General features: G+C 68.0%; 7 protein-coding genes. 5 read left to right on the top strand and 2 right to left on the bottom strand.

Going from position 1 to position 6,912, the window contains the following annotated elements; genetic code table 11:
* Positions 1-374 (bottom strand): DUF3141 domain-containing protein (locus AC11WY_RS18850; protein WP_482928342.1); only part of this gene is annotated, 374 nt, incomplete at its 3' end.
* A gap of 206 nt (positions 375-580) precedes the next feature.
* On the opposite strand from AC11WY_RS18850, the gene AC11WY_RS18845 reads away from it, so the two are divergent.
* Positions 581-2,260, top strand: coding sequence for a Na+/H+ antiporter (locus AC11WY_RS18845; protein ID WP_482928340.1), 1,680 nt, complete (start codon positions 581-583; stop codon positions 2,258-2,260).
* Between the two features lie 11 nt (positions 2,261-2,271).
* Here AC11WY_RS18845 and AC11WY_RS18840 read toward each other — a convergent pair whose 3' ends face one another.
* Positions 2,272-2,772 carry an SH3 domain-containing protein gene (locus AC11WY_RS18840; protein WP_482928338.1) on the bottom strand — a complete coding sequence of 167 codons (501 nt, stop codon included), beginning with the start codon at positions 2,770-2,772 and terminating at the stop codon, positions 2,272-2,274.
* Between the two features lie 389 nt (positions 2,773-3,161).
* Between AC11WY_RS18840 and arcA the strand changes: the two genes are divergently transcribed.
* The 4 genes from arcA to AC11WY_RS18820 all read left to right on the top strand — a co-directional run.
* The gene (gene arcA / locus AC11WY_RS18835; protein ID WP_482928336.1) at positions 3,162-4,385 is read left to right on the top strand and encodes an arginine deiminase; all 1,224 of its coding nucleotides are present in this window, start codon (positions 3,162-3,164) and stop codon (positions 4,383-4,385) included.
* Positions 4,386-4,401: 16 nt separating this feature from the next.
* On the top strand, positions 4,402-5,403 hold the full coding sequence (gene argF, locus AC11WY_RS18830; RefSeq protein WP_482928334.1) for an ornithine carbamoyltransferase: 1,002 nt from the start codon (positions 4,402-4,404) through the stop codon (positions 5,401-5,403).
* Between the two features lies 1 nt (position 5,404).
* Positions 5,405-6,376 carry a carbamate kinase gene (locus AC11WY_RS18825; protein WP_482928332.1) on the top strand — a complete coding sequence of 324 codons (972 nt, stop codon included), beginning with the start codon at positions 5,405-5,407 and terminating at the stop codon, positions 6,374-6,376.
* Between the two features lie 348 nt (positions 6,377-6,724).
* Positions 6,725-6,912 (top strand): hypothetical protein (locus AC11WY_RS18820; RefSeq protein ID WP_482922404.1); only part of this gene is annotated, 188 nt, incomplete at its 3' end.

Here is a 6,912-nt window from a genome sequence, read left to right as displayed (position 1 = left end):
GCCTTGAAGCCGCCGATGCCGGGGCCTTGCCCCGCGCGCGGGTCGACCACCACGACCGGCCGCTTCAGCGGATCGGTCGCGGTGCCGTCGGGCGGCAGGATGCGCAGCAGCGAATAGTTGATCGGGCGCGGCAGGGTCAGGCCGTCGATGAGCAGGTCGTGGTCGAACCGCAGAACGGTGGCCAGCGGCCGCGACGTGATCTCGATCTCTTCGTTGCCGCGCTGACGCAACAGGTCGAGGAACAACAGGCCGCGCTGGAACGCGTCGATCATGTAGTCGGGGAACGGCGGCAAGCCCGTCTCGACGGCAAGATGCTTGCGGGCCGTTTCGGTGTCGGCACTGCGGGCTTCGCCCGCGACCTTCCCGCTTTGCATGTCAAATTCTCATGTAAGCTGTGCGGGGCCAATGCACCAAACGGTGGGAGTGCGCGCACTGATATGGATCATGCGGCACGCGGTTGTGATCGGGGATCTACCACGCCTGGGCGCGCGGTTGGCGGGGCCGCGCCGCCAAACTGGCCTTTGCCCCTGCCGGCCGTTAGACTGCGGCGGACGTGCCACTGCCGCCTGATCGTGGGGCTGTGCGCTGCCGTGGACGGGACTCGCCGCTGGAAACCATCGTCACCAACCTCGTGCTGCTGCTTGTCGTCGTAGTAAGCGGAATCGTGTCGCGCAGCCTGCCGTTGCCGATTCCGCGGCCGCTGGTGCAGATCGCTTCGGGCGCGGTCATCGGGCTCCGGGCCCACATGCAGGTTCCGCTCGATCCCGACGTGTTCTTCCTGCTTTTCGTGCCGCCCCTGCTGTTTCTGGATGGCTGGCGGATTCCGACCGAAGAGCTGTTGAAGGATCGCGCGACGATCGTGCAGATGGCCCTCGGCCTTGTCGTGGCCACGGTGTTTGGCGTCGGCTTCTTCATCACCTGGCTGATCCCGACCCTTCCGCTGGCGGCGGCGCTGGCGCTGGCGGCGGTGCTTTCGCCGACCGACCCGATTTCCGTTTCCACCATCGCAACCCGCATCCACATTCCGCGCCGGATGATGCACATCCTTGAGGGCGAGTCGCTGCTGAACGACGCGACCGGCCTGATCTGCATGCGCTTTGCCATCGCCTATCTGGTCAGCGGCACCTTTTCCGCGCTCGACACCGGCCTGACTTTTCTCTGGGTCGCGGGGGGTGGGCTTGCCGTCGGGGTCGGCGTCACCTGGGTCACCGCGCGCGGCAAGGACTGGCTGTCGCGCCGGATCGGCGAGGAAAGCGGCTCGCAGATCGTCATCAGCCTGCTGATCCCGTTCCTCGCCTACGAGGCGGCGCTGGCGCTGGACGCCTCGGGCATCTTCGCCGCCGTCGCGGCCGGCGTCACCATGAGCGCGGTCGAAGCCTCCGGCAATGCGCTGGGTTCAACGCGGATGCGCCGCAACTCGGTCTGGGACGCGGTGCAGTTTGTCGCCAACGGCATCGTGTTCGTGCTGCTCGGCGAGCAGTTGCCGCGCATTCTGGAGGGTGCCAACGCCACCGTCCGGGTGACGGGCCACACGAACCCGTGGTGGCTGCTGGCCTATGTGCTGGTCATCTACGCCGCCATGCTGATCGTGCGCATGATCTGGGTCTGGGTGTCGCTCGGCCTGCGGCGGTTCCGTGCGGTGGCCGACGGCGGCGGGCATTGGCCCTCGGGACGGCTGGTCGCGGCAACCTCGGTGGCGGGGGTGCGCGGCGCGATTACGCTGGCCGGGGTGCTGACGCTGCCGGTCGTGCTGGCCGACAGCACCGCCTTTCCGGGACGCGATCTGGCGATCTTCATCGCGATGGGGGTCATCATCGTCTCGCTGATCGCCGCAACCATCGGTCTGCCGCTTCTGCTCGGCTCCGAGGTGATGGGGCCGGAACCCTCGGACGAGGCCGACAAGGATCGCGCCCGCAGCGCCGCCGCCGAAGCGGCTATCGCCGAGATCGACCGGATCCGCGGCGTCCACGGCGCCGACGATGCCGAGGCCGCGCTTTATGCCGCCGCCGCCGCGCTGGTGGCGGGCCCCTACCACCTGCGCATCGAAACGCGCGCCAAGCCGAGCGACGGCGTCATGGAGGCCGACCGCAGCACGCGCATCGAGCGTGAACTGCAACTCGCCGCGCTCAGGTCCGAGCGCAGCGCGATCTTCCGCATGATGCGGAAACGCGAGATCGGCAGCGAAAGCGCCCGCGCCCTGATCCGCGAGCGCGACCTGCTTGAGGCGCATCTGGAGGCGCAGGGCAGGTCAGCGGACTGAGGCGAACCCCGTCAGTTCCGGACGCAGGCGTTGCCGCTTGCGTGGCTGCCGGGCGCGCAGACCGGGATGATCGGCTTGCGACCGGCAGGCTTCTGCGGATGCACGGTCTGCGCCTTGGGCGGGTGGTTTTGCTCCCCGCTCCCCTGCGCCGGGTGCTGGGTCCGCGCGCCGGTCTCGGCGTGGCCTTGCGGATTGAATCTCTGCCCCTGGTAGCGGGTGCGGGAACCGTAGAACGACCGGCTCTGGTAGTTCTGCTGCCAGTAGCTGTCGAGGCTGAACAGCACGAAGGGAATGCCGATCACGGCGCCCTCGGTCATGATCGGGGCGCGACGGCTCTGGTAATCCATTTGCAGATACTGGCCCGAGGCCCAGCCGCGGTTGCCGGACCATCTGACGTCGCACCAGCCGTAACCCGTGGTGCAGCCGTAAACCAGAACGGCATCCCCGGCGCCCATGACGGCCGCCGCGGGATAACCCGTGCCCGGCCCGCAGATTGAGGCCCGAGGTGACATACCCCGCCGCGCTGTCAAAGGCGTTGGCGGCGACCGTGGCCGCAAGCACGATGCCTAGCCTGTCGGCGGCGGTTCGTAGGGATTTGGAAACGCGTTCCATCTGACGTCCTTTGACAGCATCCGGATGGGGGCGTCAGCGCCATCGGCGTTTAAATCATCGGTCCCCGCAGCGCGGGCGGCGCTGACCTGCAGCAAGGCGGGCATCACCTCCGCGTGATCGGCCCGAGGGTGGGAGGCCGTAGATGAATCTCCGCGCCCGGCGACTGGCGAAAAATCCGGCCGTCGGGCCAACCTGCATCAGGGACGCGCCGACGCAACCTGCCAGGGTGACGCCAAGGCTGACGGGGCGCACGACGCTGCCCGAACCAATTTCAACGACAGGACAGACGATGACCCTCACCTATGGCGTCCATTCCGAGGCTGGAAAACTGCGGCGCGTTCTCGTGCATCGCCCGGGCGCGGCAATGGCACGGCTGACCCCCGCGAACTGCGCCGAGATGCTGTTCGACGATGTAATCTGGGTGAAGCAGGCGCGCATCGAGCACATGACGTTCACCGACGTGATGCGAAGCCGCGGCATCGAGGTCGTGTTCCTGCGCGAGCTGCTGGAAGAAACGATGCGCGACCCCGTCGCGCGCCGCTGGCTCTTGGAGGCGCGGATCAGCGACAATACCGTGGGCGTTGGCCTTGCCGATGACCTGCTGGCGCATCTGATGGAGATCGACGCGGGGCTTCTGTCCACCATCCTGATCGGGGGGATGAGCCGGGCGGAACTGCCGATCCCGGCGACGGGCATCCTTGCGCCCATGCTGCGGCCGCAGGATTTCATCCTGACGCCGCTGCCCAACCACCTGTTTACCCGCGACACCACCTGCTGGATCTACGGCGGCGTCACGGTGAACCCGATGAAATGGCCGATCCGGCAGCTGGAAACCCTGAACGTCGCCGCGATCTACCGCTTTCACCCCGATTTCAAGGATGCCGGGTTCCCGATCTGGTACGGCGACCCGATGGTCGATCACGGCCCCGCCACCGTCGAGGGCGGCGACGTGATGCCGATCGGCCAGGGCGTGGTGCTGATCGGGATGGGCGAACGCTCCACGCCGCAGGCGGTGGGCCAGATCGCCCGGTCGCTCTTCGCCGCCGGGGCCGCCGAGCGGGTGATCGCCTGCCAGTTCCCGCGTGAACGCGGCTCGATGCACCTCGACACCGTCTTTACCTTCTGCGACCGCGATCTGGTGACCGTCTATGCCGAGGTGACGGACGCGATCCGGTGCTTCTCGCTGCGCCCCGGCCCGGCGGGCGCGGTGGAGGTGACCACCGAGGCCAGGCGCTTCCTTGAAGTCGTGACCGAGGCGCTGCACCTCAAGAAACTGCGCGTCGTGCCGACCGGCGGCGATGCCTACGAAGCGGCGCGCGAGCAGTGGGACGACGGCAACAACCTGCTCTGCCTCGAACCCGGCGTGGTCATCGGCTACGAGCGCAACGAATACACCAACACCCTGCTGCGCAAGGCGGGGGTCGAGGTGATCTCGATCCCCGGTGCAGAGCTTAGCCGCGGGCGGGGCGGGTCGCACTGCATGTCCTGCCCGCTGATCCGAGACGCCCTTTGAGCCTGAAAGGTTCCCCATGCCCCTCAATCTGCACGGCCGCAGTTTCCTCAAGCTGCTGGACTTCACCCCGGACGAGATCCGCTTCCTGCTCGACCTTGCCGCCAGCCTTAAGACGGCCAAGCGCGGCGGCTATGAGCAGCCCCGGATGGCGGGCAAGACCATCGCGCTGATCTTCGAAAAGGACAGCACCCGCACCCGCAGCGCCTTCGAGGTGGCGGCCCACGATCAGGGCGCGCATGTCACCTATCTGGGGCCGACCGGCACCCATATCGGCCACAAGGAATCGATGAAGGACACCGCCCGCGTGCTCGGCCGGTTCTACGACGGCATCGAGTATCGCGGCTTCGGCCAGAAGGATGCGGAGGTGCTGGCCGAATTTTCGGGCGTGCCGGTGTTCAACGGGCTGACCGACGAGTTCCACCCGACGCAAATCCTCGCTGACCTGATGACGATGCGCGAATTCACGCACAAGCACCTGTCGGATATCGCCTTCTGCTTCATGGGCGACGCAGGCAACAACATGGGCAGCTCGCTGATGGTGGGGGCGGCGCTGATCGGGATGGACGTGCGGCTTTGCGGCCCGGTCTCGTGCTGGCCCGATGCGGCGCTGGTGGCCCAGTGCCGGGCGATTGCCGCGAAAACGGGCGCGCGCATCACCCTGACCGAGCATGTCCGCGAGGGGGTCGAAGGCTGCGACTTCATCTATACCGATGTCTGGGTCTCGATGGGCGAGCCGGACACGATCTGGTCGGACCGCATCGCCCTCTTGTCGGCCTACTGCGTCACAACCGAGGTCATGCAGGCGACCGGCAACCCCTACGCCAAGTTCATGCACTGCCTGCCCGCCCTGCACAACCGCGACACCGAGGAGGGCGAACGGGTGTTCAAGACCTTCGGCATCGACCACATGGAGGTGACGGACGAGGTCTTCGAATCCCCCGCCTCGGTGGTCTTCGATCAGGCCGAGAACCGGCTGCATTCGATCAAGGCGGTGCTTGTCGCCACCATCGGGTCCTGAGATGCGCGTGGTGGTGGCGCTTGGCGGCAATGCCCTGCTGCGCCGGGGCGAGGCGCTGACGGCCGAGGCGCAGCACACCAACGTGCGCGCCGCCGCGCTGGCATTGGCGGACCTTGCGCGCGACCACCAGATCATCGTGGCCCACGGCAACGGGCCGCAGGTCGGCCTGCTGGCGCTGGAAAGTGCGGCCTACGCGCCCGATCTGCCCTGGCCGCTGGACGTGCTGGGGGCGGAAAGCGAAGGCATGATCGGCTACCTGATCGAACAGGAGTTGATGAACGCGCTGCCTGACGGGGCCGAATGCGCCACGCTGCTGACGCGGGTGGAGGTGGACGCAGGTGATCCCGCGTTTGACGCGCCGACCAAGCCCATCGGCCCGGTCTATACCGCAGAGCAGGCCAATCTGATCCAGACGCATCACCATTGGTCGATGGTTACCGATAGCAAGGGCGGCCAGCGCCGGGTGGTGCCCTCGCCGGTGCCGCAGCGCATCCTCGGACTGGCGGCGATCCGGCTGCTGGTCGAGGCGGGGGTCTGCGTGATCTGCGCGGGCGGCGGCGGCATCCCCGTGGCGCGCAACACGGCCGGGCGGATGGAGGGCGTCGAGGCGGTGATCGACAAGGACCGCACCGCCGCCCTGCTGGCCGAGGTGCTGAAGGCCGACGCCCTCTTGATGCTGACCGATGTGGCGGCGGTCTTCACCGACTGGGGCGGCCCGCAGCAGACGGCAATCGGCGCCACCACCCCCGACGCGCTTGATGCGCTGGTGCTCGCGCCCGGCTCGATGGGGCCCAAGGTCGCCTCGGCCGCCGCTTTCGTGCGGGCCAGCGGCGGGATGGCCGGGATCGGCCGGTTGCAGGACGCGCGCGCGATTCTGGAAGGCCGCGCGGGAACGCGGGTGCGCGGGCCGTCCAGCCAGCGCGCGGCAACGTCAGGGGCGGCCCCGATGTCGCGCAAACACCAACCTGGGTAAGTGCATCCCCCCCGATTCCGGGCCACGGTGAGGTGTGGCCGTCCCTGGCAGGACGGCCTGCGGCGCGAGCCGATGACCAGTGAAGCCTGCGGGAGAGGGCCTCCCCGCGTTTCTTGCGGGCTTCACTGCGTCCCATGCCGCCACCTGACCCGCATCCGCAACCCTCCCGTGGCACCGAACACCGGAGCCGTACGAGGGCTCCGCCCCGGCAGTCACCGCGATGTGATCGGCACCGGGTGATCCATGTTAGTGCGGCAGCGGACCGCCTTTGCCAAGGCTACGCCACCGGCCCTGACTTCGAAGGCGCCGCACGGCGGTTCCGCCGTTCCCGCAAGCAAGGTTTTGCCGATGTCCGTTCCCTACAACGCCTTGTTTCATGTCCTGACCTACAGCACCGTCCTGCGCGATGCCCCTGAAGGCAACGAGGCGCGGCTCTTGCGCCGCCTGCACGACGCGATCCTCGCGCTCGGCTATGCCACCGATGTGGTGCCGACGCTCGCCGGGGCGAAGGTTGCCGCGGAAAGCGACATGTCGAT

The organism is Solirhodobacter sp. (assembly GCF_964715405.1).
This window is presented reverse-complemented; position numbering and strand designations above follow the sequence as displayed.